Raw genomic sequence first — 25472 nt, forward strand, 5'->3', positions numbered from 1 at the left:
GTCTTAATTGCCATTATATTACACCACCTTACCTACCAATTCAATAATGAACCACTTTTTTAGAACAGCATTTGCAACCACTTTTATTCTTATATCCATTATCGCGCCAGGTTCGATAGCTCAGCAAATATATTCGAAAGCCTATGGTCAGAAAGGAGATCCAGCTATTATATATTTACATGGTGGCCCTAGGGGTAACTCGACATTGTTCGAAGCAACAACTGCAAACGCGCTCGCTAAAAAAGGCTTTTATGTAATTGTATATGACAGGAGAGGTGAGGGACGATCTAGCGATACGGAAGCAAAAATAAATTTTGATGAAGCCTTTTCTGATTTAAATACGCTTATTAAAGATTACGACTTGGCAAAGGTAAACCTCCTAGGTCATAGCTTCGGTGGTATCGTTTCAACATTGTACACAGAGAGATTTCCGCAAAAAGTAGAGCGGCTTATTTTAGTCGGTGCTTTGTTCTCTCAACAGGAGTCCTACGACCATATACTTACCACAAGTCTAAAAATTGCAACACAAGCGAGAGATTCAACCATGCTCAAAAAGATTTCTTACATTAAAACCTTGAACGAGCAAAGTGAACAGTATCGGAAACAGACATATGAGGTAGCATCGCACTTTGGCTTCTTCAAAATGCCGAGACCTACTTTAGAGTCAAGAGAGCTGACTGAAGAGTACGAAAATAGCAACTTTTCCAAGTCAAATATCCGTAATGATAAAGCCCCCATTCTATTTTATCAAAATGAATCTCGTGTTAATATTGACACCAAACCCATTTTAAAGGATATCATTCAGAAAAATATAAAGCTCTCAGCCATTTATGGACTGCAAGATGGCATCTTCTCAAAAAATCAGATTTCAGACATAAAAAGGATCATTGGTCCACAAAATTTGTATACAATAGAAAATTGCTCTCATTACCCATTTGTAGATCAACAAGCAAAGTTTTTGCAGAGTGTTCAGGAAATAATGGATAAATAAAAAGTGTACATAGCGGTTACCGCTTGGCATTCATCTGATATAGATTTTTAAATACAAACTCTAAAACTGCATCTCTATTTTCCAACATGTCCTGGACAGAGTTTGACACCTCATAATCAGGAATAGCTCCCCTTTTTTATAGCAAGGTTTATTGCATAGACTGCATGCAAAGGCGGTATGGATATGCCGGTTTCAGTATGGTCGCCCCGTATAGTTATTTTTTGTACGCCGTTGCTAATTGCAGTATATCCAGAAGTTTCAGTTCCTAAATAGCGTTTGTATATTCTTTTAAAATTCTCCGGCTGTCCTGCGGTGGAAACCATTCCGCCATTAATCAGTACCACTATTTACCGTTTCCGCGTACGCTAATAAACGATAAATGGGAGGAAAGAACCACAGACCCTAGCTCATGTCGGTCATGTGAAATCTGAAGGAACGTATACCTCTGGAGCCGAAGGTATTCTGTGTTTTAGGCCCTGATCCAGCTAAGTGCTTTCTTAGTGCATCAACCTTACATGTAGTATTTCCGACAACCGCTAACCAGCATTTTAAGTACAAAAGGACTAACAGAAATAGGTAGAGCACCGATCCCCGTTACCGGCCCATCGATAAAATCGTCCTTAGACACCATTTTCTAAGTGAGAAATGGCAAAAGAATGATGATGAAACACTGCAATATAATGTTGAAATTCACACACTGTATTTCCTGAGGGATTCATTGACTGACCCGTCCTAAAAAGCATAGACCGTCTATTCTATTGCTGTTTGAAGAAGTATCGACTCATAACTAGAATGATCTCAGGTATTAGGCAAGCTTTTAAGACAGACAACCATGTAATAAGCGATGAATAGAGTTTACAACAGACTTCTATTGTGTGAAATCACTCGCTTTTGATGCTCAATTAACGCGTTACCTGAAAAAACAGTTGTTCATTTCGAAACTGGAAGTCATTGATTTTTTCCTGCATTGAACGATAATCGTTAGACGAATGCATACGTGCCAGCGCATTTACCGCTTTATCCATTTTAAACATTAGAGCTATTGTGAGGAGTGGCTTGACCGGATAGCCTTACGAACAGGCGGAGAAGAGACTCAGGTTAAACTGATTAAAGTAAAAATAGTCCTTTTTTGATATTACAAAACTAGCAGTTCTTCAATCCTGCAATTCGGTTTCAAGCTTGATGGCATTATATTTACAAATATCTTAATACAGATCTTTCAATACGATGAATAAAAGTGGCACAATCATTATTATCGAGGATGACGAAGATGACCGATTTGTATTGGAAGAAGCTTTTAATGAACTAGGGTATTCCAACAAAAGGATCTATTTCCTGGATGGATTATCGGCTCTAGAATATCTTTATACAACCCCGGAACGGCCCTTCATTATTATATCGGATATAAATCTGCCCCAGTTGAATGGATTAGAACTTAGAAAGAAAGTTCAGACTGATGCTGAACTTAGTCTTCGGTGTATCCCCTACGTATTTTTCACAACAGCCATCAACCATCAGGCCGTTATTGATGCTTACAGTACATCTGCGCAGGGGTTCTTTGTCAAGCCCGGAGTATTTGATGAACTTAAGGAAACAATCAAGATCATGATTGAATATTGGAGAAAGTGCGCCGCTCCCAATAATTTTTAGCCAGGTGTCATTCAAAGGCTCGAACGTGAAACTGTACCCTTCTGGCAATAAGGTGGAGATCCGTAAAAATCTGATTAATTACTACGTCCACTGGCACTACCGCAGTATTGTCTTGTCCTGAAATAAGTTGACCACAAATTATTAAATTATGGATCAACTCAAAGAACTACGTATGCGGCAGCATCGACAAACCATGCTTCAAATGATATCTGAGATTCATCAGGGCAAACTTAACATTACTCAGGCAGCTAACAAATTTAGCGTCACACGTCATACGGTTAAAACTTGGTTAGATAAGGTAGAAGACAAGGCTTTCGAACATCCAGTTAGCGAAAAGCTGGCTCCGTCTACATCAAAAAAATCACAGTTTGGTAGAACTGACAAAGATGCAGCCGCGCAAGTTTACTATTCCACGCTGATCCAAGTTGCAGAACAGGAATTAGGACTTCGACATCGAAAAAAAGTGCGTTACCAAGCAATCAGATTCATTTTAATGAATTACCCTACTGTTCAAATACGACAGTTGGAAGAAGTGCTTGGCTTCACGCGACAAGGCTATTAGAGGTTTTTCTTACAAATGGGCGAAAAACGGCGCTAAGGAACTATAAGCTTAGGTATTACTCTTCTCGATCAGCTAGAACGGCTTTAAACCTAAATTCTTGGAAATTTTCAACTAAATTCGGCTTATATTCTATCATTAACCGAATCATCATAGATGTTCAGAAGTTATCTGGTAATTACACTCCGTAACCTTAAAAAGAATAAACTGCTATCAGTAATAAATATTCTTGGTCTTTCAATTGGAGTTTCAGCTTGTTTGTTCATTCTGCAATATGTGAGTTTTGAGCTTAGCTATGAAAGTAAGTTTCTAAATTATGACAGCATTTATCGTATTACCTCAGAATTTTATGATAAAGGGGAAAAAACGAGTGAATCGGCATTAACTACGCCGCATTTAAAAGCTGATATTCAGACCAATTTCCCAGAAATCGAAGCATGTACACAACTGCTTTCGACTCGTTCCTGGTTTGATTGTACATTAAAAAATGACAAGGCTGGAAGCAGTAAAATTTTCAACGAAAGGAATGTATTCTTTACAGACAATTCTTTTATTGATTTTTTCTCAATTACTTTAAAGGAAGGAAACAGTGTTACCGCCTTGCAGCAACCCAATTCTATGGTACTGTCTGAATCCGCCGCTAAACGTTACTTTGGCTTATCAGATCCGATCGGTCAAAGCCTCACACTCAATGGGAGCATGCATAATCAAAGTTACATAGTAACTGGCTTGATGCCCGATCTCCCCCAAAACTCCCATTTAGCTGATGTTGATATTCTTGCTTCTATTTCATCCATTGAAAGTACACCGAACCTGAAGAATTCAGAATTGTACAATTATCTTCGATTAAAGAGCTACCAAAATATAAGTAGCTTAAAAAGTCGTTTCAAAACATTTGCCGCTAAATATTCCAACTCAGCAGCGGGTCTAGGCGGTTCAAATAGTACTTACGAGCTACAACCTATCAAGGAAATTTACCTTTATTCCCATTTGGAAGATGAGATGCATGTAGGAGGAAATCCAGATTCAATTTACTTTCTTCTCATCATTGCGGTTTTTATATTGTTAATTGCCTGGATCAACTATGTTAATCTGGCTACTTCCCGATCTTCGGAAAGGGCTAAGGAGGTGGCAGTAAGAAAAGTTTCTGGCGCAAATAGTCTGGAACTTGTCCCTCAGTTCCTTCTGGAATCTCTTTTAATTAATCTGATCGGTATAGCGCTTAGCGTCATTTGTGTGAAAGCTTTTTCCGATGACCTATATTCATTCATTGGTATCCGTAATTATCAAGATATATTCGATCTTAATTTTTACACGATCCTTTCAGCATGCATGGTTTTTCTAGTATGTTCTTTATTATCAGGAATATATCCTGCACTCTTAATCGCTTTCAAAACCCCAATACGTGCATTAAAGGGAAAGTTGAATATCAATTCTAATGGCATTAATATTCGAAAAGGACTCGTTATTTTTCAATTTTCTCTTTCAGCAGGTTTGATGATCTCTGTTTTCGTACTCAGAAATCAGTTTCAATTTATGGAAAGCCAAAACCTTAGGATAAATGTGGCCAATACAGTCGTTTTAAAAGCTCCTTCTAATGTTGACTCCACTTATATATCCAAACTGTCCAGCTTCAAAAAGCATTTAAAAAATCTGGCAATAGTAAAATCGGTAACAACTTCCAGTTCCGTTCCTGGCGACCTGGTTGACTGGCAGGGAAATGTCAGGCAAGAAAAAGACAAGGACATTAAAAACAACGCATTTTCGATTCAAGTCGTTGATGATGAATTCCTGAAGTCATATAATCTTCATTTGCTAGCAGGAAGAAATTTCGAACTAGCAGAGTTTCCAGATGGCTTTTTTGGGTCAAAAATAGAGAGTATTGCAATCAATGAAACTGGTGTAAAGCGTCTACAATTCGGCACCCCCGAGAATGCTATTGGAAAATTAGTTTACTGGGGCCCAAATAAGTGCCGTGTTATTGCTGTAGTAAATGATTTCCATCAAAACTCTCTTAAGTCGCGGATAGAACCCACGCTTTTCACAGCCAATTATGGACCTGTGATTTCTATGGTATTGAATGACAAAACTTATGAAGGCGATGCAGCCAAATGGTTAAACATGATTCAAAAGACATGGAAAGACTTTTTCCCTAACAACCCATTCGACTATTTTTTGCTTGAAGATCACGTTGCCAGTCAATATACAACTGACAAACAATTTGCTGATTTTTTTAATATGCTATGCGCACTTGCTTGTTTGGTTTCAGGTATGGGTTTATTTGGTTTATCATTATATGCCACTAAACAGCGGGTTAGAGAGGTTGGTATTAGGAAAGCTTTGGGTGCGTCAATATCCCAAGTTACGGTTTTACTTTCACGGGACTTTCTCATACTCGTTATTATTTCCAGTTTCGTCGCTATTCCCATAACATATTTTTGTTTGATACGATGGCTCGACAACTATGCCTATCATATCTCTTTGACGCTGCTACTGTTTGTTGTACCTATTATAATCATCTTAGCCATCGCATTGATAACAGTAAGTTTTCAGAGTATATCCGTGGCTAGAATAAACCCGGCCAAGATTCTTAGCAGTGAATAACAAGGGCCCTTAACTGGCTCAGCTGGGTTTCCGGATCCTGGCCTTTATCCAAGGTAAATACCCTTGCATACAGTGCTACCCGTTTGGTGATATTCTCTTGCTTTTTCATTTAATTGCCTATCAAAAAGGAACTCCTTCGCAAATATAAAATTCGGATTTATAAATTGCTGATTCACAGGTATAATTTATCTGAATTTTACCACACCCTTTTTGATAATCTATGCCGGCTACTTTTTCAACAACTTCGGAGCGTGATCAATATATTCAAATCCCTGACCTGGACGAAACGGACTTACAACAAGGGTTTTATTTAACACAGCCCGATCTCATATTTATTCAGTCGTTCCATGGTTCAACCAACCGCCTGGCAATCGGGATCCAGCTTTGTCTGATAAGATATTTTGGCTTTTTAAATGATTGATGGAAAACCCAGATTCCGGATAACATAGTTTCCTTTGTTTCTCATCAACTCGCAAGTGGAAACGATGCGCCCGTTACCGCAGATTTAATAAGCTACGGAAACAGGGCAATGACACGCTCGTTTCATTTTCAACAGATGCTCCGGTATCTGAACTTTCGAAAATGGCAGCCAATGGATGAACCTCTGTATGAAAAATGGTTAATTCCTCAGGGCATGGAGCATGACAATGAGCGGTACCTTTTGAATAAACTTTGCCAGAAACTGCACCAGGATAAAATTTTAAGACCATCTGTAGGTACCCTGGAAAGGGTGATTGGAGGCATTGACGAGTATCTTCACGCGGAGACCTATCAACGATTATCATTTTTATGGCAGCCTGAGTTATTTAATCAGCTGGACAATCTTCTTAAAACCTATCAAACCGGAAAACTAACCGATCATCGCTGGCTGTGTATGGTGCCAACGGCCAATACGCCTAAAAGCCTCAGACAAACACTTGATAAAATCACCTTTTCTGAGAAACATCAAAGTGGACACCTGGGATTTACCTGTCATTCCTTCCAACAGAAAAAAGCGTTTAGCTAACATCGTTCGCAATAATTCAAATCATTATTTACAGCGTATCAAACCACAAAAGCGGTATCCGTTGCTGGTGTGTTTCCTTCGGGAAACACTGCCTGATACAACCGACAGCATTTTGGTGATGTACCATGATTTCTGGACCCAAGCCCTGAGCGATGCAAAAAAATCTTTGGAGGCCTATCAGCTGGGGGTTGTCAAATCTCAAAATCAGGCTGTGAAAATGCTTACGAAGACTGTTGAAATGGTTGTTGATGATACTATAGAAAATCAGTACCTGAGAAGCAAAATATTTGAAAATTTATCAAAGGAAACTATACAAGAGGCTTTACAGGTAGTCTTGAAAATAGCCAAACTGGCCTATCAGACTCCTTTATTCTTTTTACTTAAGACTTATGCCCGGTTCAAACAATTTACTCCCTACCTGCTCAGAGTCCTGGATTTTAAAGTAGCTTTTTCAAAAGATAATTTTGGTACTGGCTTAGATCTGGTTACTCTGCTTCAAAATGGGACAAAACGAAAATTGCCGGAATCTGCCCCAACCCATTTTATTACCCAGGCCTGGCAAAAAGTAGTCATCATTGACAAGATACTGCAAGCGCCCGCCTACGAGCTTTGTGTTTTGTCGGTGCTCAACGACAGACCCCAGTCTGGTGATGTTTTTGTCGAGTTATCCAGCAAATATGCGGATTTTAATAGCTTTCTGATCCCTAAAACACGGTGGCAGGTAGCTTCACCAGAGATATGCCTTCCTTTTGGAGGTTTAGATATGGATAAACGGATTGATGATAAAGTTTTTGAATTAACAGATCTGCTTGGACCTTTGGCCGATCTGTTGTCAGACGGTACCCAGATAAGGTTAGAAGATGGAATATTGGTTGTTCCACCGCTGGAAGCAGAAAATCTTCCTGAATCAGTCAAAGAATCTACAACAGCAGATCAACAAGCGGTTGCCCCGCGTTGGCCTGGTAGAAATGATCCGTGAAGTAGATACCTGGGTTGGCTATGCAAAGGAATTACAGGAAGAGCTCCTGCCTCGTAATCCGGAACATGATGCATTGAGGTTTGCTGCTTTGTTGGGTAATGCATGTAACCTGACGCTGGCTGATCTGGCACGATCCTCTGAACTGGATTACCATTCGCTGTGGTGGGTTGCCAATAATTACTTTTCTGACGAGAACCTTAAACGGGCCAATGACCTGTTGGTAAATTTTCATCACAGGCAATGGATATCATCCTATTGGGGTGATGAGACACATCATCTTCCGATGGCCAAAGATTTGCGACAAGTGGCAAAATCCGGAATGCCCAGGCATTGCCAAAGTATTTTGGGTATGGAAAAGGGGTGACTTTTTACACCCACACCTCTGATCAGTATTCCCAATACGGCACAAAAGTGATCAGCAGCACCGAACGGGATGCTCCACACGTTGGATGAAATCCTGACTAATGAAACGGATTTGACCATTATTGAACATACCACCGATACACATGGGTATTCAGATTTACTATTCGCATTCTTTGACCTGGCTAACAAACGTTTTGCCCCGCGGCTTCGCGATATAAAAAATCAACGCCTGTGCAAAATAAAAACCGACAAAGAAAACCTGGTAGAAATACAGTATCCGCAGTTAAAGTTCACCGGTACCGTCAATATCGACTACTTGAAAAAACATGCCGATGAGCTTAAGAGAGTGGCTGCTTCGGTTTTGACAGAAACAGTAACAGCCTCACTACTAATTAATAAAATTCAATCCTACCCAAGACAGAATAACCTCATGTATGTTTTGCAGTCATACGGACAAGTGGTAAAAACGATTTTTATATGTAAATACTTACTACAATTGCCGCTCAGGCGCCGTATCAATACCCAGCTCAATAAAGGGGAGCAACTCCATAACCTACGTGTTTATCTCTGGTTCGGAGGTGATGGGATCATTCGCAAGAAGCAAGAAAAACAGCAACAAGTTACAGCCAGATGCCTTAATCTGCTGACAAATATCGTAATGGTCTGGAATACTGTTTACATCCAGGAAATTCTTAAACAGCTTCAAAAGGAAGGTTATCAAGTCGATGAAAAAGATCTGGGACATATCTCTCCGGCTCCTTTTGAGCATATAAACCGGCTAGGAAAATACGATTTCAACGATGAAATCAGGTTACAAGAGAACGGGCTACGAGCTTTGCGGCCGCCTGTCGATAAGCGCTAATTGGCAAACCGCTATTTTCCGTCCATTTGTAATGAAAACCTCACAATGCCAAAAATCGGATGGTCCCGTATTGCATTCTTTTGTTTGGTCGTCATCAGCTTATACGTTTCAGATTGCAGGAGTTCTCCATCGTGAAGCAGCATATTCCAGATGACCAGGTCACTGGCCGTAGAGATGAATGTTCCAGCGGCGGGATAATTTTCAAAAGTGTTTTTCTCAGCCGTTATTTTCCCATTTTTATAGACATGGCCTTGAAGCAAGTGACTGTATTTTTTTGTATTGGAATGGAAAGTACTTGTCATTCTGCACGCTCGGAAGAGCTGTTGTGCCTGCTGGGAGAAAGACTTTCCACTGGCCTTTTCAGTAATGCGGGCAAGCAGATCATAACCAATTTGAGAATATGCGTACTTAGTCCCCGGCTCAAAAGCCAAGGGTTTGTTGAGCGCCATAATTCCGTGGGTATGCGTTAATAGCTAATGCACTGTAACCGTATCTGCCCATGAAGCTGGCAGGTCGGGAAGATAAGCGCGGATGGGAATGTGAAGTTTTAAACGACCTTTATCATATTCTTGGAGTACTAATACGGCGGTGAATTGTTTACTTATCGAGCCGATTACAAATAGATCTGATCCCAGAAAAAGCTGTTTTTGAATAGAATCCTTTTTTCCAACCAGCCAGGAATACTTTATTTTTGATCCTTGTGAAATTAAAATAACTCCGTTGAAAGGACTTGCGGATGAAGCTAAAATAAGTGAATCAATCCGTTGAAATACATTTGAACTTGTTTGGCCGGAAATAGTCTCAAAGTTCTGGGCATATAGCAGATTCCTGCTGCTGCCAGTGAAACCTTTACAGAAATATGGAAAAAGTAGCAATAAAGAAAGCGAGCTCAGGAGTGTTGACCGGTGTACCATTGAAATTTATGGAAAGCAGATTTTGTTTCAAAGGTAGGTTAAGCTTTTTAGTTGCGCGAAAGTGGTCATCAATGTTTTGGGGATTTAATATTATTATTTTTACAAACTCGTTTAAAATGTTCTTAATTACTACCTAAATGCATGAACCCAGGACAGCAAATCCTTTTCTTTTTTAGCGCGCTGGGCGCATTTAATGGGCTCATTATCAGTTGTTATCTGCTGATTTTTAAAAAGACAAAAGCTCCTGCATCATATTTTCTGGGACTGCTGGTTCTGGCACTTACCATGCGGATCACCAAGGTCATTTTTAGTTATTTTTATCCTGATATACCGCGGATTTTTCGTCAAATAGGCCTTTCGGGCTGTTTTTTAATAGGTCCGTCGCTTTATTATTTCACCAGCGCCGCACTTGAAAACACCCTCAAAACACCGGTTCGATGGAAGTATATATATAGTGCCTGGATAGCGGGAATCACTATTTTGGGGATAATCGTTCCTTATCAGACCCATCCCTGGGATTGGAACCATTACATAGTTCACATCATTTACGCACAGTGGGTAACATATTTTATCCTGACTGGCTGGATGCTCAGAAAAAGGATAGTAAAGCTGTTTGACAAAACCGAAAATCTCTCGCCCACTGAAAAGCCAATTCTTTCTGTCTATTTCGGGAATGCCGTGATTTTAACCGCCTATCTAATTGTCTTTTTTTGGTCATTCAGCAGTGTATACATCACCGGTGCCTTGTTCTTTTCACTACTGCTTTACCTGAATATTCCTCTGTTTCTAAGCCGAAAAAAGTCAAATACGACATTCCTAGGCTATGCCGAACCGGAGCGTTACGCCAAAAAGAAGATCACGGAAGACCATGCTTTAACCTTGGCGGACAAAGTTCGCAAAATCATCACCGACCAAGAACTTTACAAAGATCCCGATCTTAAATTGAATGATCTGGCCAAAGCGGTAAACATTTCCGGGCACCAGCTCTCGCAGCTGCTTAATGACAACCTGGGCAAGAGTTTCAATGTCTATATCAACGAATACCGTGTCGCCAAGGCATGCGAACTGATCGCAAGTAACAACGGGATCAAGCTTGAAGAGATCGGCTACGAGGTGGGCTTTAATGCAAAGTCTACTTTTTTTACCGCATTCAAAAAATACCGCGGAACCACGCCCAGCCAGTTTAGGGAGGGATTGTCAACGACTTAATCCGTGAGTTGGGTACGGAATTATAAATCCGAACTCCGAATTCCCGACTTCAAAACCTTCTGATTTTTCGTGGTGGCTAGCTTTGGACATTTAATCCAAAATCATGAAATCTATCGTTTTTCTACTCATTTCGCTTTTATTAGACATCTCTGTTTCCGCGCAGATCAGAAGCATTTCAGCAAAGGTTACCGACGCAACCGGTGCTCCTGTTGATGGTAATTTTTGGCTGACCGACACCACTGGAAAAGTAATTCAAAACAGTCCCTTCAACGGAGATGTCGCGATTTCTGGCCTGAACGATTTTCATCTCCGGCTGACGCTAAGCTCACTTATTTCCAAAGACACTACGATTAACATCCGCTACGCACGAAAAGCAGAGGTAGACCTGGGTACAATTGTCACACAAGAAAGCGCGACTGCACTGGGGCAGGTAACCATCACCGCTGCGGCTCCTCTAATGCATTATGGCGATAACGGCAACATGGAAGTCAATGTAGCCGGAACCGTGCTGGCAAGCAGCAGTTCGGTTAACGAAATCCTTTCGAGAACGCCGGGACTTACGATCAACGAGGGCGTGATTTCTCTTCAGGGAAAGGGTGAGGCGATTATTTCTCTTAACGGAGCCCTTATTCCCGCCGAGCGCCTGGCGAGTATCTCCACTTCGCAGATTATACGGATAGAAGTTATTGCAAACCCTTCTGCACGTTATGACGCGGGAGGCCGGGCTGTGATCAACATTATCACGAAAACCCCAGACGGGAATGGATTGAGTGGCAGGCTTAGCCAGCACCTGACGGCATCCGATTTTGCCCGGACCAATGCCAACAGCTTTGCTGATCTGGCTTATGGCAAAGACAAGTTCTCACTTTCTGCCAATATCGTTTTACTTAAGGGCAGCGGGAGGGAACTGCTATATACTGTCAGAAACCGTCCGGATTCTTCCGAATATCTCAATTCCGCACTCATGACGGATTGGAAAAGGGATTTTAATATTTATGCAACCTACGGTATCGGAGTCAGTTATCGCTTTTCGCCCGCTTCGGTATTATCAGTTTCCTATAATGGAAACAGGGATCATTTAGGCGGAACGGTGGAGAGCCGCAACAGGATCACCTCGCTAACAACAGACAACAACTACGGCAGCAGCATTGTAAGAAATGAGCTTAGGCAAAACAATACGATCATGGCCGACTTTACCAAAAGCACCGACACAGTTGGTTCGCAAGTTTTCCTTAGTGCCCAGTACTCCACTTTCAGGACGGATAATGAGGACGTAATTTCAGAATTCGGCGGAACTGAGCCGCGTTACCTGCGGAATACCTTTTCACAGGACCTGAATATCGCTGCCCTTCAAGTCGATCATACCAAACACTTTAAAAAAGACGTGAAATTGGAGTCTGGACTCAGGTTTAGCCATGTTGGAAACAATTCCGACACCCGGTTTCTGATTTCGCGCAATGCTGACGGACCTTATTTACCCGATTCGAAGCTCTCGAGCCTGTTCGATTATAGTGAATCGATTGGAGCCGCGTACACTAGTTTTTCGGGTAATATCGGTAAGCTGAGCGCCAATGTCGGCGTCCGTGCAGAGTGGACCAATTATAAGTTGAGCACTACGGCAGGTGAAGGACAGGATTTCGGCAGAGACTATCTGAACATTTTTCCCAACCTGCAGCTGGGCTATCCGCTGGAAAATGGCAGTAAGCTCAGAGCATCCTATAATGCCAGAATTACCCGTCCAAGATACCAGGCACTGAATCCATTTGTTACTTATCAGGATGCTTTCACCACGATTGAAGGCAATCCCAATCTTGTTCCGGAAAAAGCACATGCATTTGAAGTCGGCATCAATTTCGAGAAAACGGAATTCAAGATTGGCTACACTTACACCATCGACCCGCTGTCAGGGGCGGCTTTGAGAGGAAACACCCCGGAGAGTTATGTCCTTAAATCGATCAACAGAAGCAGTGACCGTACGTTTCTTGCATCAGTAACAAGGCCTTTCTCAATCGGGAACTGGTGGCAATCGATCAACACCGTCAGCGTTACCTACGGACGGTCGTTTGACGACCAATACGACTATGCAACCGGAAAGGTAACGCCCCAGGCTTACTTTTACACAAGCAACACATTCAGTCTCAAGCAGGGCATTAAATTGCAGTTACTCGCATGGCACCTTGGTGACCGTTATTATGGTATCCGCCATGATACCAGACGCTCGATTGTCACCGCAGGGATCGAGAAGTCAATGCTTCGTAACAAATTGAAATTGAACCTGAGTGCCAACGATATTTTTAACCGGTCGATAGCCGAAGGCGATTACAATGTGGGGAAAACCCAGGTTTATTATAACAGACGTTTTGGTAATAACTACTTCAAGCTCACTGCAACATACAGATTTGGTGGGACAGCAGCAGCTGCACAACAGCCAAGACAAGTACAGCCCGAGAATAGCAGGGCCAATTAGTTTGGCCAGTTCTCTGGTTTATACTTTCTTCGAATGGAAAGCCTACAAGAATACGAGCTCTCAGGTGGCATAAACTATTATAAATTTGATTGCACTCATAGCGTTACATCTGAGGCCGTAGAATTGAATAGGCTACGCTCAAGACCGAGAAATGTTCCCTAAGTCGTGACGGTTCTCGCTTTCTTCAATTCAGCCCTTTACAGTGTGACAATAAGGATTTTTGGATGCGCTTTACCTTCAAATTGAAAAATATCAAATGGTTGATTTACAATCTTGATATCGCGCACAGGGTATGCAAAAGGTCTGCGGGATTTTCTGTTTCCTGCTGGCTGACCTGATAGGATAATGTGACCATCCCAGCTTCACCCATTTGGATGTCATACTGATATTCACCGGGTGTTTCATGGAAAACGGCAAGTGAGATAGCACCATTTAGCGGAAAGGAATCGGTGCTATTGTATATGTTCCAGTTTACTTATGGATTCCCAGATTTCTTTTCAGTAATTTTTATTACCGATGCATCCATTATCAACGTTTCCTTGGTTTGCTTATCAATGAATTTTACAAAAAGTTGGATTAGTGGACTTTCACTTAAAAGCCATTCACAGGGGCTAGTTTCTGTTGTTTTACAGCCAGTCAACTACTAATAATAAATACTGCTGTTAAGAGCAGCGGGAACGGTAAACTCTGTTTCATGGCTGTTCATTTGTTTAGATGGGAAAGCTGTATTGTCTTTATGACGCATGATTCACTGTAGATGTTGTATCTCGTTTGGAAGTTTTCAAAAAAGTAGCCGTCTAATTAAGGAACAGTAATTAAATGGCACACCAGCCAAGGCAAGCTGAACCCGAAAACAGCATGGCTAATTACCGACCTGGAGACATCCGCTGAGCAGTTGAGACAGAAAATGCTGAAATTGAAGTGGTGTGTGTTTAAAAAGCTAAGTCCCCTGTAGAGGGGTGCGCAACTATATCATTTTCTGGTATCACCTTATTTTGAACTTAGTTTTTGAAGTTTGTCTCGTATCTCCAAAGTGTTTTTCAATCTCAGTGCCTGTTTGAAACAGTCAATTGCTTTTGTTTTTTTATTAACAGCTAAGTAGTAATCGCCCATGCCATCATAGACATTAAAGCTGTTTGGGTAGTAATTCACGTTGGTTTCAAAGAAAAAGAAGGCTCTTTCAAAATCTTTTTGCTGCAAGAAGGAATATCCCAACTGGTTCATCAAAGGTTCCGGCGGCTTCACCTGGTGTCCGCGTTCGTTTGAAAGAAGACGATAATGCGCGTCCATGGCTTTTTTCAATTGCGCAACGGAATAGTTTTTATCGAAATATTGATTTCCCGGTTGATTGCGTGGAAAACGGTTGGTGCGAAAAATAAAGCGTAACGCATCATATTCTGCTATCAGTGGTATTGAAGCATGGTCGTCCTCAGAATAATATTTGTAGTTCCAATGCAATCCTTTGGCAGTGGCTTGTGTGAAGTCATCTTTCAGCTTCAATATTGACCTGATGTGATAAGTAATTAAAGTAGTATCCGATCTGACCTGCGCGGTATCCATACCAGGATTCATGGTGTTAGCAATACCTAAAAATAGACTCTGTTGCTTCCAGCTCTGTTGCTGTAACAACTCCTTGGTTTGTTTAAGCAGGTTACCTTGGTCATAAGACATACTTGGATCCAAAGCTACATAGGCGTTAAAAAGTGAAGGATGCTTTAATAATGTATTTACCACCAAAAGGCCGCCCAATGAATGCCCGATTAAAGTGCGGTATGGAGCTGTGGTGTAGTGATTATCTACGTAAGGAATTAGTTCTTTTTCTAAAAAGGCAGTAAAGGCTTCGCCACCACCAGATTTTGGATCCATGGAACTGGGAGAGGGGGTAAGGTCGCGGTTCCTTGTCCCGCGTAGGTTTGGAATACCTATAATGATCATCTGAGGAAAGATCGTATTGCCGTTATGAACACTAAGCTGCTGTATCATGGTTACCAGCGAAGCAAAATACCCTTCTCCATCCAGAACATATAATACGGGATATACCGGTTTACTGAAGTAAGCTGAATCATAACTTGGAGAGTAAATTAAAATTGGCCTTTTTTCTTTCAATACCTCGGAGTATACCGTATCAATATGTCCCAGTACTACGGCTTGCTGGCTGGATTGTCCTTTTGTCAAAATGGAAAGGCATAGTAATCCTATTAAAACACATAATTTTTGCATGGCTGGGAATTAAATATAATTTCTAAGTTTAAGATTTGTCTTGTGTTCGTAAAAGAAGCGAGCCAATATTTATAGTGCTTTTAATCAGTTTCTTATCGTGTTATTTTTTGTCTTTCTGTGCGAAAATGAACCTTTTGCTGTTCGTTTCCGAACTAACAAATCCTTAGTTGGCCAGGCTTCCGAAGATGATCTCTAACATATGTTAATCTCAATTCGTGCTGTTCATAATTCTAATAACCTTCCCGTTTATTTCATCAGTAAGCAGATATAATTTTCCAGCTGGACTTTGCACTACTTTGCGAATTCTTAATCTGCTGTCTGTAAAAAGTTCTTCGGCGGCTATTATTTTTTCGTCTTCAATTACCATACGCCACAAGCTCCCCCGGGACAATCTGAGGTGGCTCAAAAAAGCGGCACACATTTTTGCACAACATGATGCAGAATGGGAGTTCAGAAAGGGGTTAAGACCCGAAAGAGTTATGATGCTGATTTTAAGCTGGAAGTAACGAGAATGTTAGCGTCAGGCAGAAGCGCGAAGGAAATCTCGGAGACGTTTGGAATTGCTGAAAATCTTCTATATCGTTGGAAGAGAATGGCAACTATGAAGACAAAAACAAAGAATGTGGAGAGTGAAGGTAGTAAGGCTGCAAAACTTGCTGCTTAAAATGCTAGACTACGAGCGGAAGTTGAACGCCTGAAAACCGACCGTGAGATCTTAAAAAAGGCGTTGGGTCTCTTCAGCACGTCCGACTAAGAGATGTCTATGACTTAATATTGTCGCTTTCAAGTACAAATAAGGTAAGTTATCTGTGTTTGCTTTTTGAAGTGAGTCGCACAGCCTACTATCGGTACAAGCGAGCAGAAAGTCATAATGCGGACAAAAATATAACCGTCCAAAGGATGAGATACGGATCGAGTTTATCCGCAATTTGAAGCGGTATGGAAGCAGACGGATCAGAGAGTCTTTGAAACAAAAAGGTATCAGGATTGGTCGTCGAAAAGTCGCTGAGATCATGCGAAAAGAAGGTTTGAGGGCTATACAACCGCCAAGGTTTATTCCGAGGACGACTGGTAGTAAGCATGGAAAACGAGTTTGTCGGAACTTATTACTTGATCAGCCAAAGCCAAGCCAGCCCAATGCAGTTTGGACGTCAGATATCACTTATATGCCGTTAAAAGGCGGAAAATGGGCTTATCTGTGTACTTGGATTGACTTATATTCCAGGCAGATCGTTGGTTGGCAATTAGCCGACAATATGGAAGAAGGCCTTGTCAGGGAACCGTTAGTGAGGGCACTTTTAAAGCGAAGAGCCAAACGGGGAATGATCGTGCACTCGGATCGCGGCGGACAATATTTGTCGCGGAAAATGAAGAAAGTGACGGTCGCCGCGCGATCAAAACTTTCAAGTTGAGACAGAGCATGTCCCGCGCTGATGATCCGTACGACAATGCTTGGGCTGAGTCATTTTGGAGCAGGATGAAGGCCGAATTAGATATGCCGAAAGGCGGTTACGAAAGTATCGAGAAATTGAAGTCTGTTTTATTTGAATACATTGATGGATATTACAATACCAGGAGGTTGCATTCGTCATTGAACTATCTAAATCCAGTAGCTTTTGAGGCCGAATACTATCAGCAAACCGGATAAGAATTGAAGTTTTTAATATTTACTAACCCGCAAAAGTGTAAACCAAAACGGAACCACGTCAATACATGGTCAACCGAGATTTAAAGAATTTCTTTAATAGCAGGGTTATGCGATCAGGTTGAGCTGGATGTACTTTTGTTTATTTTGATAGCCTTAGACCAAAATCATAACGCTTGTCAACAATTCGTCTTAGAATACCAATTTGCCCGCAGTGATACATAGTGTGTTTAATATTCCAGTCAATTGCTTCAAATTTTGTTGTTGCGATCGGATGGAGTGTAGGCGTGGGTTCCAATGGACTGTGGAGTTCTGAATCGGATAGCGCAGCAAGAACGTCCATCGACTTTTCTTGCACAATTTTCAGATCCTGCAATAATTTCAATGAGTCTGTTTTTCCTACGGAGAGTATCGGTGCTGATACAGTAAACATGTCACTGTAGTCTTTGATTGGAAGTTTTTGCAGAATATCCATCTGATGCCCCTTAATTACCATAATGGAATGGAAGTAATGACTGATGATCAAATGCCCAACCTGCCAATTGATACTGGATTCAACCGTATCCGGAATGATCTCCCATTTTTCGAGTGGAATCGTCTCAATAAGCTTATTTGTCCAGTCGTAGGCATTTGATGTCTGGCTGATCAAAATTTCTTTTTCTGTCATCGGTATTAATATTTTTTTAGTAGAATTGACGATTTGGCATTATTGGATTAAATTAAAAGATAGTACGGCCGCCGCCGCCGGAATGCCGACCCAGCGCAAAAACGTTACGGATTTTGTGTCGCAAAGTTTGCGAGGTACCGCTTCTGCTGAGCTCTGTAAACTTTTCTACTTCCAGTGCTGCGTTTTTCAAAGCTGCTTTGGCTGCACCCAGATTAGCTTTTGCCAGGTTCAGTTGCTGTACGTAGGAAGCGTCGACGATTTTAAATAAAGGCTGCCCGGCTCTTACCTGATCGCCTTCTCCAACAAATATTTTTTCAATATACCCATCGGCTTGCGAGCGGATATCCACATTAACCCTACCCTCTATACGCGCCAGCCGCCCTGCCGGTCCCGATGTCCACACGCAGGCAATCACCTTATTGTTTTCATCAAAAATAGGCGCTGCAACACAATGCACACCTTTTACAGTTTCGTTGATGTCCGCCGCATAACCGTCTTCCACAATTTTATCCAATTCTTTTTTCAGTGAAGACTTATCGGTGATTGTATATTCGTTGATTGGATCAAGGGCAATGATTTCTAATTTTGCTTCCTGTTCTTTTTTTGGTAAAAGGCCAATAGAACTTTTCCAGGAGCAGTGGAGTGCAGACTAAACCTCATTCCCTGTTTTAAAATAAAAACGAAATCGATATTTCCCTGAAACTGATCGAGTAGGATTGCTTCTTTGTCCAGCAGCGTGCCGATCATCACCGATTCGCCGATCTGGTCGCGGAGTTGTTTCATATTTTCCTTAGACTTTTCTATAATATCATAACTGCTGACAGCAGAAAGGCCCAAACCAAGCAATTTGCGTGAAAGATAATAGCGCGAACTACCCAGTTCTCTACCTAGATAATTTAACTCATGCAGCGTCGTGACGATCTTATAAATGGAGGACTTTGGATAGTTCAGCAGCATGACGATTTCCTGAAGCGTCAGGCCATTGAAATAATTCGCTAACAATTGCAATACTTCCATCGATTTTGTAATCATGGATTTATTGCCAGTTGAGTCGTCTTCAGTACTCATTTAAATCTTGATTATAATCTTTTTTATACATTAATCTAAATTCGGATTATGTATGATGCCTTTTATAATTTGTATGGCAACGCCATCACTGGTAAGGCGATCGAAAATGGGTTAAATTCAAAGTTAGAACGGCGGCGGCCGTCGCCAAAAGTACCGCGGGTTCGGTGTAGCAAATCCGACCGGGCATATATCGCGGCATTAAACATCTAAGCGCGATCTTTGAAGATTCCATCAAGATTACTTCCAGTAAAATAGTGGAATTATTGTCGAATAAGACATCACCCTATTATACAAAGATCCCTGGAACTTGATTGTCTAATGAGCTCGTAGGCCTCCCACCTATACTACTCCCCATTTGTTACAACGTCGGCTATTAAGTGCCCATCTTCAAAGGTTAGCTCAATGCTGGTCTTTTCATCAGGAATAGCACCTGTCTTGGCGGCTACAAATAATTGAACATTCTTCAACTAATGCTTGACGGCTCTGGCTTGCCAGTCACCTTCCTTAAACTTGCTGACAAAGAAATATCTAGATCTTCAAGTGCAAATGAAAAAGTCTGGGAGACCGTCAGCATGAAGAAGTGCGAAGTGGAACCCAGAGTATAGGTTGTTAGCGGCTTCAACTAGTGAGGGTACAGTTTCAGGTCACCAATAGTAATTTTATCGTAAAATTTGACTCGTCTACGGTGACTAAAAGGGAGTTTATGCCAATCGCGGAATTTACAGTTATACGACGGTATTTATGTACAATTTGTATTAAACACAATTGCAAAACACCCGCTGTCCTGCAGACCTGAGCAAGCTGTTTCGGTCATCATATTCCAGTTAGTTTGCAAAATAAGCCTCGTCAGGTAAAATCTCTCTTAATCGGCATTTAGGGTGAGCTATCTAAATGTACAAGGAACAACTGCATAGGTATTCCAATAGACATTCAAATAATTGATGATAATTAAGAAACTCTGAATGTCCATTGACGTTAGACAACTTGCATTTAAGCCGCCTTCCTCAGCGGCTGCTCATACGGATCTAAAACCTGCGGTAAGTTGGTATCAATCTGATTGCTGTAAACTCCATCAATAACCCGATACGCCGAAAGCTTATCGTCTGGGTACTAAAAATAAGTCAAATCCATAACTTCATTTTCATTCAAGCCGGGAATCATCCATGACAGAGCAGCGTCTCCTTTCAAGATCAGTGGCCGTCGCTTACCATCATTATGTATCGCACCAACCAATGGACTCGCGTCCTGCGTAACAACGGCAAAAGTGTTCATTCCCTTCCAGGTCGAATAGATCGCGCCCATAGCGAAAAACTTCTTTTCTAATGGCTTGATATACCAGGATTCATAATTCTCTCTTGTCATTAGATCCGGATAGTGTGGCTCGAAGAATCCCGTACATAAGACCAGGCAGCGATTATGCTTTGCATACCTCCACATCTTGTCCCGATTAAACAAGTCATGATTGGTTGCGTTGAGCGTATTAAACCTGAATGCTTTTCGTCAGTTACATTCGGTGGTATGAGTCTCCACCTGTATAAATCAAGTGATCTCGGTGTAGTCATTGCAGTCAAGAACGGCTTCTTAAAGCCATTGAAGTCGTATCTTTTCTTGAAATTGTTCGAGCTTGTCAACAGGAAGTTTGAATTCTGCCTTCAAAGTTTCAACATCACTCTCATTCGACACGTGATAGCACATAACCTCAATATTTAAGTCAAAAATGTTAGTTAGGTTCACCTTTAAATGGTAAAGAATATCAAAGATAATATAAAATGGAATAAATCCAAAATGATGGAATATTTCCATTATAAATCTTGATTTCTTGCTTCCCCTGTGCAACCTTTGCAAAAAGTGAAAGGTGATGGAGGGGATTTTCAATGTTCAATCATTAAGCGTCTATAGACACATTGCCAGCACAAACTGGCTTACCGCTTTATTCCTGCAATTAGTGCTGGTTTTCCCTCCCCTGCGGCCGATTTCATCGACCTGGAAATTGATTTACAAAAAGAAATTGTAAAAAATCCTGCAAGCACATTTTACGGACGTGTAAAGGGCACAAGTTTGACTGATGTCCATATTGACGACGGCGATATTTTGGTAATCGACAAAAGCCTTCCGTGCAAAGACAATTGCATCGCCATTTGTTTTTTGAATGGCGACTTCCTGGTAAAACGCGTACGATATGATGAGGGCGGATGCTGGCTGGTAGCCGAAAACGATCATTACGCCCCGATTTGGGTTGCTGCTGATACGGAGTTTTTAGTTTGAGGAATCGTCACAAATATCATTAAATTCTTTTGATATGTTCGCGCTGGTCGATTGTAATAACTTTTATGCAAGCTGCGAACGAATGTTCCGGCCAGAATTGAACGTTAAACCCGTGGTTGTTCTCAGTAACAATGACGGATGCGTAATTGCCAGATCCAATAAAGCAAAGGCGCTTGGAATTACGATGGGAGCTCCTGCATTCTTGTTTGAAAAGAAATTCAAGGAACAGCAAATTTATGTTTTTTCAAGCAACTATGCATTGTACGGAGATATGAGCAACCGGGTGATGAGCTTGCTAGGTCGATACACCCCAGCAATGGAAGTCTATAGTATTGACGAAGCTTTTCTCCGATTCGATGATCACAAGCACATGGATCTTCGAAAGATTGGAGAAGACATGAGAAAGACCGTTACACAAAGCACAGGAATTCCTATCAGTGTAGGAATGGCTCCCACAAAAGCGCTAGCGAAAATCGCTAACAAGATTGCAAAGAAATTCGCCGACAAAACCGGCGGTGTCCATATAATAGACACACAAGATAAACTACTGAAGGCCATCAGTTTTTTTCGCATTGGAGATGTCTAGGGAATTGGGCGGGCGCATGAGAAAAGGTTGAAAGCGCTTGGCGTCGAAACAGTGCTGGATTTCACATTGCTACCCGAGGAATGGGTAAAAAAAATGGGCATTGTAGGCCTAAGACTTCAACAAGAACTGGCTGGTCAAAAAACGCTGGATCTTGAACCACCGCAATTGAAGAAGAATATTGCTGTAACCCGCTCGTTTAATCAAAACTTTGCGGCATTCGAAGATGTGAAAGAACGAGTCGTCACTTTTGCTTCGGTTTGCAGCGAGCGGCTTCGTGAGCAGGATAGTTGCTGTAATGTCCTGCAATTATTCGTTCATACAAACACGTTTCGGCCCGATCAACCGCAGTACAATAAGTCAATCACCATTGACTTACCTTTCCCTACCAATTCAGCCATTGAGCTAGCTCATTTTACGTTGGAAGCTCTTAAAAAAATATTCAAAGAAGGATATGGGTACAAAAAAGCAGGAGTAATTGTAATGGAAATAACTCCTGCAAACGCGAAGCAGCAGCAAATTTTCGAAAACACAGATCCTCGTCACGGGCACTTGATGGCCGTCGTCGATAGGCTTAATAAATCTATGGGTCAAAACAAGGTGCTGCTAGCAAGCCAGGACTTGACTACTCGCTGGAAGATGAAGCAGGACAAATTATCTCCGCGATACAGCACCCGAATGCAAGAGATAATTACAATTCACGCTAAATAAAGGCTCACACACTAACTCTCCCAGAACCACTGTCAAGGCGAACAAAAAAAGGCTAGGAATGGTCCTAGCCTGACAACAGTTGCATACGATATTATTCAAGTTATGAAAAAGCTAATCGCCTTTTTTGTGCTTGTGCGGTTTCAAGGAAGGCGTATTCCCTGGGGATTCTTTATTGTCCCGTTGACGCTTGTCTGGCTCTTCCGTTGACTTGGCAACTTTTTTAGGTCCTGTCTTTATTCCCATTTTGAATCTAGCGTTTGTTACAAATAGATATTTGCTTAAAACAAAAAAGCTATGCCATCGAGTGCTATTGTTCATTTGGATTACCATAATTGTGCAAACGGGCATAAGCATTGACTGCGTCTATCATAAATCCTTTATTTGCTCAGTCAGTCTGATCATCATTTCAATCAGCAAGGATTTATCTCGTTCCTCAACCGAATAGCTTTTCACCCTAAGACTACTGTGGGAGATTTCTGCGCGATGTGGGGTGGAAAGATAAGGAGCCACCGATTGAAAAATCGCTGATAATGAACGGGACGATATGATATTCGAAAGGTCGGCAGCTTTAAAAAAGAGCGACAGCTGATCAACAGTAAGATTGCATAAGATCTTATCGGAAGTCTTTCTATCATATTTTTTGCCAGCTCTTTGTAGCTGCTCGACAGGCTCAGAAAAAGCAGTGCGGCTCCTTTTCGATTGGAAATCGATCTCCTGAATAAACCAGGCATTGACGGTCAAGCTCAGATCGTCAAATTGACAACTGAAAATCATATCCTTCATGACCGGAATTTGGTTGAATGTTTTCTGCAAAAAGGTAAGATTTTCCACCACTGATGTGGGATCGACAGAATCATTTATTTTATCTAAAAATTTGGACGTTAAATATTTCACAAACAGTGGCGAATTGTAATTTCGCTCTATCATGATCAGCTCCAACCGGTCGAATGGTTCGGTTATTTCCAAAGGACTGTCAGCATAAGTAACTGCATTACTTACACTAACCCAATAGTCATACTTACGCATTGTGATTTCACCGCCTCGATGATCAAAGAAAATATCACTGAACGCCCTAATCACAATCTCGGACAGTTCAGAATTGTGTTTCATAACGTCGCGGTTGCCTAACTTGCGTAAATCATGTGCCCGGGGATCAACGCAAACCATATCCAGAGAGATATTTTGATCAACAAAATTTCTATAACGATTAGCAATAAACGCAGACACTTTGTGGAGACATGAGAAGACACTTTCTAGCGCCACACGAAAGTTGTTAGCCCTCGCAGGAATTTGCTTTAAGTTTTTATCGGCAATTTTCATTAGACTCACTGCCGCAGAAAGATGATGGTTGACAGAATTCCTAATCTGCCTGGTTTTTTCTTTTTTGAATACAAACTGTTTGAAAGATTGGATAAGCCTCTTCTCTTCCTTGGCAGCTTTGTTCACAATAACCATAGATTGATAATCATCCAAATTTTCTGGTTCTGATCTTTGCGGATCTAGCTCGTTAACCATCTGGTCTAGCCAGTCCAAGGCATACTCGTGTCCCATTTCATATAAGTTAAGTGAACATCACAATAGCACTGAATGTCTGGCACAAAACTCTCTGATTTAGGACACGAAGTAAATACGAGAAAACAACTATTTACATGCTTAAAACATACGCATAAAGACGCACGTCGTATACGCAAAAACACGTATTTCGGCTCTGGGTGCCTTTCTTAACCACTTTCCCAGATATCCAACCGATTGAGCAGCTCAACCCGGTTTGACACGCCAAGCTTCTCAAAAACATTTTGAACATGCTTGCTCACAGTTCGCTCGGAAATAAAAAGCTGCTCGGCAATTACCTTGTAAGTCTTTCCAACTTTTATCAATCTTACGATTTCTTTCTCCCTGGCCGTTAGCCCAACCGTATTCAAATTGATCTCAAAACGCTGAGAAGGAGAAATCCCGCTTGACTGAACTTGCTTGACCATTTGATCTATTAAATCTAATTTCGATAGGGAAGTTCGCCCATCCCCACCGGTCAGTTCACTCAGACGATCGTATTCTTCCCGACTGTCCTGAATGGACCGTCTGATGAACAAGACGGTGATCACTATAAAGCCTATGTTTGTGAGTAGAGCCTCTGGCACCTGGTGGATTCGAAAGAAAGCAAAGAATGGAAGTGATGCCCAAGGTATGACTGCCATATACACTGCTGTCACCTCAAAGAACCTGCGATCCTGAATGTCTTTTTTGTATTTCGCCTGAATTGACTGTTGAATCGTATACAAAAGGACAAGCGCATACCCGGCAGGGATGACCATTCCGTAGTTGATTGCTTTGTCTATATCCCCGTCAAAAATTAACTTCCCAGGGAAAATGACAGCAAAAGGCAAAAGGATAAATAGTGGAACACCGTATAGGGCGTGCCATCGTAAGCGCGTTAAATCAAACGCCTTGTAAAAGTAATAGGGGAAATAAGCACCCATCAAAAATCCCATCCCGTAAGCTATTGCATACTGAACAACCATTGGAGGGCTATCAAGATTTGGATCAGGAAAAAAGCCGCTGGCAGTATTTTTCATGATCAAAAACAGCAACAATCCTACATAGTAGAGCCTACGCCTGTCCTGTGGATGAGAAAGATAAAAAAACACCTGATACACGAACATGATGAGTTCGAGTATGATGAACACAAGTGTTACAACATGCATGTCTGTA

General features: G+C 41.5%; 20 protein-coding genes and 5 pseudogenes. 15 read left to right on the plus strand and 10 right to left on the minus strand.

What is annotated here, in order from left to right:
- Positions 1 to 46 precede the first annotated feature (46 nt).
- The 7 genes and pseudogenes from MUK70_RS11225 to MUK70_RS11255 all read left to right on the plus strand — a co-directional run bounded on the left by MUK70_RS11225 (position 47) and on the right by MUK70_RS11255 (position 9014).
- Positions 47 to 991: an alpha/beta fold hydrolase gene (locus tag MUK70_RS11225; protein WP_234658663.1), complete on the plus strand. Its 945-nt coding sequence runs from the start codon at positions 47 to 49 to the stop codon at positions 989 to 991.
- A 1227-nt stretch (positions 992 to 2218) separates the two neighbouring features.
- On the plus strand, positions 2219 to 2641 hold the full coding sequence (locus MUK70_RS11230; protein ID WP_234658664.1) for a response regulator: 423 nt from the start codon (positions 2219 to 2221) through the stop codon (positions 2639 to 2641).
- Between the two features lie 148 nt (positions 2642 to 2789).
- Positions 2790 to 3203, plus strand: a complete 414-nt coding sequence (locus MUK70_RS11235) for a hypothetical protein (RefSeq protein WP_244784804.1) — start codon at positions 2790 to 2792, stop codon at positions 3201 to 3203.
- Between the two features lie 153 nt (positions 3204 to 3356).
- Entirely contained in the window at positions 3357 to 5804 is a 2448-nt protein-coding gene (locus tag MUK70_RS11240) for an ABC transporter permease (protein ID WP_234658666.1), read from the plus strand.
- A 220-nt stretch (positions 5805 to 6024) separates the two neighbouring features.
- Positions 6025 to 6810 (plus strand): annotated as a pseudogene (locus MUK70_RS11245) (DUF4158 domain-containing protein).
- A complete protein-coding gene (locus tag MUK70_RS11250; protein WP_234658667.1) occupies positions 6755 to 7789 on the plus strand; it encodes a hypothetical protein in 1035 nt (344 codons plus the stop codon). Before MUK70_RS11245 ends, MUK70_RS11250 begins: the two are co-directional and overlap by 56 nt.
- A pseudogene (locus MUK70_RS11255) lies at positions 7779 to 9014 on the plus strand (Tn3 family transposase). Before MUK70_RS11250 ends, MUK70_RS11255 begins: the two are co-directional and overlap by 11 nt.
- An 11-nt stretch (positions 9015 to 9025) precedes the next feature.
- On the opposite strand, the pseudogene MUK70_RS11260 reads toward MUK70_RS11255, so the two are convergent.
- Positions 9026 to 9928, minus strand: a pseudogene (locus MUK70_RS11260) (serine hydrolase domain-containing protein).
- 141 nt (positions 9929 to 10069) lie between these two features.
- Between MUK70_RS11260 and MUK70_RS11265 the strand changes: the two are divergent.
- Both MUK70_RS11265 and MUK70_RS11270 read left to right on the plus strand, forming a co-directional pair.
- A complete protein-coding gene (locus tag MUK70_RS11265; protein ID WP_234658668.1) occupies positions 10070 to 11137 on the plus strand; it encodes a helix-turn-helix domain-containing protein in 1068 nt (355 codons plus the stop codon).
- Between the two features lie 103 nt (positions 11138 to 11240).
- Complete coding sequence (locus MUK70_RS11270; protein ID WP_234658669.1) at positions 11241 to 13604, plus strand: TonB-dependent receptor domain-containing protein; 2364 nt, start codon at positions 11241 to 11243, stop codon at positions 13602 to 13604.
- 990 nt (positions 13605 to 14594) lie between these two features.
- Here the strand turns inward: MUK70_RS11270 and MUK70_RS11275 are convergent.
- Positions 14595 to 15824, minus strand: coding sequence for an alpha/beta hydrolase-fold protein (locus MUK70_RS11275; RefSeq protein WP_234658670.1), 1230 nt, complete (start codon positions 15822 to 15824; stop codon positions 14595 to 14597).
- 208 nt (positions 15825 to 16032) lie between these two features.
- Positions 16033 to 16245: a PQQ-dependent sugar dehydrogenase gene (locus MUK70_RS11280; RefSeq protein ID WP_255716817.1), complete on the minus strand. Its 213-nt coding sequence runs from the start codon at positions 16243 to 16245 to the stop codon at positions 16033 to 16035.
- A 21-nt stretch (positions 16246 to 16266) separates the two neighbouring features.
- On the opposite strand from MUK70_RS11280, the gene MUK70_RS11285 reads away from it, so the two are divergent.
- From MUK70_RS11285 to MUK70_RS11295, 3 genes are all read left to right on the plus strand, one after another.
- Complete coding sequence (locus MUK70_RS11285; RefSeq protein ID WP_234658674.1) at positions 16267 to 16488, plus strand: transposase; 222 nt, start codon at positions 16267 to 16269, stop codon at positions 16486 to 16488.
- A gap of 247 nt (positions 16489 to 16735) precedes the next feature.
- Positions 16736 to 17236 (plus strand): DDE-type integrase/transposase/recombinase, encoded by a 501-nt coding sequence (locus MUK70_RS11290; protein WP_510185832.1) that lies wholly within the window; start codon positions 16736 to 16738, stop codon positions 17234 to 17236.
- Between the two features lie 8 nt (positions 17237 to 17244).
- Complete coding sequence (locus MUK70_RS11295) at positions 17245 to 17472, plus strand: integrase core domain-containing protein (protein WP_234658678.1); 228 nt, start codon at positions 17245 to 17247, stop codon at positions 17470 to 17472.
- Positions 17473 to 17611: 139 nt separating this feature from the next.
- Here the strand turns inward: MUK70_RS11295 and MUK70_RS11300 are convergent, their stop codons facing one another.
- The 4 genes and pseudogenes from MUK70_RS11300 to MUK70_RS11315 form a co-directional block, all read right to left on the minus strand.
- Positions 17612 to 18136 (minus strand): DinB family protein, encoded by a 525-nt coding sequence (locus MUK70_RS11300; protein ID WP_234658679.1) that lies wholly within the window; start codon positions 18134 to 18136, stop codon positions 17612 to 17614.
- A gap of 52 nt (positions 18137 to 18188) precedes the next feature.
- Positions 18189 to 18551 (minus strand): biotin/lipoyl-containing protein, encoded by a 363-nt coding sequence (locus MUK70_RS31270; RefSeq protein ID WP_445438801.1) that lies wholly within the window; start codon positions 18549 to 18551, stop codon positions 18189 to 18191.
- A gap of 6 nt (positions 18552 to 18557) precedes the next feature.
- Positions 18558 to 19204: pseudogene (locus tag MUK70_RS11310) on the minus strand (IclR family transcriptional regulator); the annotation flags it as partial.
- Positions 19205 to 20314: 1110 nt separating this feature from the next.
- A pseudogene (locus MUK70_RS11315) lies at positions 20315 to 20680 on the minus strand (SOS response-associated peptidase family protein); the annotation flags it as partial.
- A gap of 465 nt (positions 20681 to 21145) precedes the next feature.
- Here MUK70_RS11315 and MUK70_RS11320 point away from each other — a divergent pair.
- The 3 genes from MUK70_RS11320 (at position 21146) to MUK70_RS11330 (ending at position 22763) form a co-directional block, all read left to right on the plus strand.
- On the plus strand, positions 21146 to 21469 hold the full coding sequence (locus MUK70_RS11320) for a LexA family protein (protein ID WP_256464077.1): 324 nt from the start codon (positions 21146 to 21148) through the stop codon (positions 21467 to 21469).
- 34 nt (positions 21470 to 21503) lie between these two features.
- On the plus strand, positions 21504 to 22055 hold the full coding sequence (locus tag MUK70_RS11325) for a Y-family DNA polymerase (protein WP_234658685.1): 552 nt from the start codon (positions 21504 to 21506) through the stop codon (positions 22053 to 22055).
- Between the two features lie 93 nt (positions 22056 to 22148).
- Positions 22149 to 22763, plus strand: coding sequence for a DinB/UmuC family translesion DNA polymerase (locus tag MUK70_RS11330; RefSeq protein WP_234658687.1), 615 nt, complete (start codon positions 22149 to 22151; stop codon positions 22761 to 22763).
- 111 nt (positions 22764 to 22874) lie between these two features.
- Here MUK70_RS11330 and MUK70_RS30835 read toward each other — a convergent pair whose 3' ends face one another.
- From MUK70_RS30835 to MUK70_RS30925, 3 genes are all read right to left on the minus strand, one after another.
- Entirely contained in the window at positions 22875 to 23006 is a 132-nt protein-coding gene (locus MUK70_RS30835; protein ID WP_255700588.1) for a hypothetical protein, read from the minus strand.
- A 123-nt stretch (positions 23007 to 23129) separates the two neighbouring features.
- Positions 23130 to 24314, minus strand: a complete 1185-nt coding sequence (locus tag MUK70_RS11335) for a hypothetical protein (protein ID WP_234658689.1) — start codon at positions 24312 to 24314, stop codon at positions 23130 to 23132.
- Between the two features lie 170 nt (positions 24315 to 24484).
- On the minus strand, positions 24485 to 25465 hold the full coding sequence (locus tag MUK70_RS30925; RefSeq protein ID WP_275975562.1) for a helix-turn-helix transcriptional regulator: 981 nt from the start codon (positions 25463 to 25465) through the stop codon (positions 24485 to 24487).
- Positions 25466 to 25472 lie beyond the last annotated feature (7 nt).

Origin of the sequence: Dyadobacter chenwenxiniae, from assembly GCF_022869785.1 — a bacterium.
GTDB lineage: Bacteria > Bacteroidota > Bacteroidia > Cytophagales > Spirosomataceae > Dyadobacter > Dyadobacter chenwenxiniae.

Coding starts and splice junctions, on each gene's coding strand:
- MUK70_RS11325 (WP_234658685.1), top strand. CDS start 21,504: ATGTTCGCGCTGGTCGATTGTAATAACTTTTATGCAAGCTGCGAACGA.
- MUK70_RS11285 (WP_234658674.1), top strand. CDS start 16,267: ATGGGAGTTCAGAAAGGGGTTAAGACCCGAAAGAGTTATGATGCTGAT.
- MUK70_RS11265 (WP_234658668.1), top strand. CDS start 10,070: ATGAACCCAGGACAGCAAATCCTTTTCTTTTTTAGCGCGCTGGGCGCA.
- MUK70_RS30925 (WP_275975562.1), bottom strand. CDS start 25,465: ATGCATGTTGTAACACTTGTGTTCATCATACTCGAACTCATCATGTTC.
- MUK70_RS11270 (WP_234658669.1), top strand. CDS start 11,241: ATGAAATCTATCGTTTTTCTACTCATTTCGCTTTTATTAGACATCTCT.
- MUK70_RS11235 (WP_244784804.1), top strand. CDS start 2,790: ATGGATCAACTCAAAGAACTACGTATGCGGCAGCATCGACAAACCATG.
- MUK70_RS11225 (WP_234658663.1), top strand. CDS start 47: ATGAACCACTTTTTTAGAACAGCATTTGCAACCACTTTTATTCTTATA.
- MUK70_RS11295 (WP_234658678.1), top strand. CDS start 17,245: ATGTCCCGCGCTGATGATCCGTACGACAATGCTTGGGCTGAGTCATTT.
- MUK70_RS11240 (WP_234658666.1), top strand. CDS start 3,357: ATGTTCAGAAGTTATCTGGTAATTACACTCCGTAACCTTAAAAAGAAT.
- MUK70_RS11230 (WP_234658664.1), top strand. CDS start 2,219: ATGAATAAAAGTGGCACAATCATTATTATCGAGGATGACGAAGATGAC.
- MUK70_RS11330 (WP_234658687.1), top strand. CDS start 22,149: ATGGGCATTGTAGGCCTAAGACTTCAACAAGAACTGGCTGGTCAAAAA.
- MUK70_RS11280 (WP_255716817.1), bottom strand. CDS start 16,245: ATGTGTGCCGCTTTTTTGAGCCACCTCAGATTGTCCCGGGGGAGCTTG.
- MUK70_RS11300 (WP_234658679.1), bottom strand. CDS start 18,136: ATGACAGAAAAAGAAATTTTGATCAGCCAGACATCAAATGCCTACGAC.
- MUK70_RS11275 (WP_234658670.1), bottom strand. CDS start 15,824: ATGCAAAAATTATGTGTTTTAATAGGATTACTATGCCTTTCCATTTTG.
- MUK70_RS30835 (WP_255700588.1), bottom strand. CDS start 23,006: ATGGGAATAAAGACAGGACCTAAAAAAGTTGCCAAGTCAACGGAAGAG.
- MUK70_RS11335 (WP_234658689.1), bottom strand. CDS start 24,314: ATGGGACACGAGTATGCCTTGGACTGGCTAGACCAGATGGTTAACGAG.